Annotated in this window: 1 pseudogene; it reads left to right on the forward strand. The window is 71.8% G+C overall.

From position 1 onward, the window contains the following. Positions 1-190: 190 nt before the first annotated feature. Positions 191-751, forward strand: a pseudogene (locus MKK63_RS13325) (glycosyl transferase); the annotation flags it as partial.

The raw sequence follows: 751 nt of genomic DNA on the forward strand, positions 1-751 counted from the left end.
CCGCCTTATCCACGGGCTCGCGCCCGATCGCCCCGAGCCAGGCCGTGTCGTCGATCGGCGCCCGGGCCGGCCGCAGCCCGCACACCCGCAACAGCGCGTCGAGCGTCGAACGCCCCGGTCCCGGATCGCGAAGCACTTCGACCACGCGTTCTACCGGCAGCGCTACGGTCTCGCGCCGGAGGCGGACGCGGTGGGCGACTACTTCGACACCGGCTGGCGACGCGGCCGCAACCCAAGGCCCGACTTCAACGGCTGGGCCTACCGGGCGCATCACCCGCACGTTGAGGCGACGGGCATCGCACCCTTCGTCCATTTCCTGGCGACGGCACTGCTGCGCGGCACAGATATCTCGGCCGACGCCTTCGACGCGCGCTACGGCGCGCCGCCGCCTGAAGAGGACGCGGAGCTGCTGGAGCAGGCGCGCCTGATCGAGCCTTATTTTGACGCCGCCTGGTATCTGAAGCGCTATCCCGACACACGCGGCTTCGAGAACGGGCCGGCGGTCCACTTCCTGTCCCACGGGCAGGAGGAGGATCGCGACCCGAGCAAGTCCTTCTCGACCCGTTTCTATCGCCGGGCCTACGGCCACCTGTTCGGTCCGGGGGAGTCGCCGTTCCTGCACTACGTGCGCGTCGGCCGCGCCGCCGGCCTGATGGGCTGCCCCGAGGATCTCGGGACGCTCCCGCCGCTCACCGCCCCCGATCCGCATGACTGGGACGGCCTGCCCCCCGCCCGGCCGATCGCGGACGCC

It is taken from the genome of Methylobacterium sp. J-088, from assembly GCF_022829295.1.
GTDB lineage: Bacteria > Pseudomonadota > Alphaproteobacteria > Rhizobiales > Beijerinckiaceae > Methylobacterium.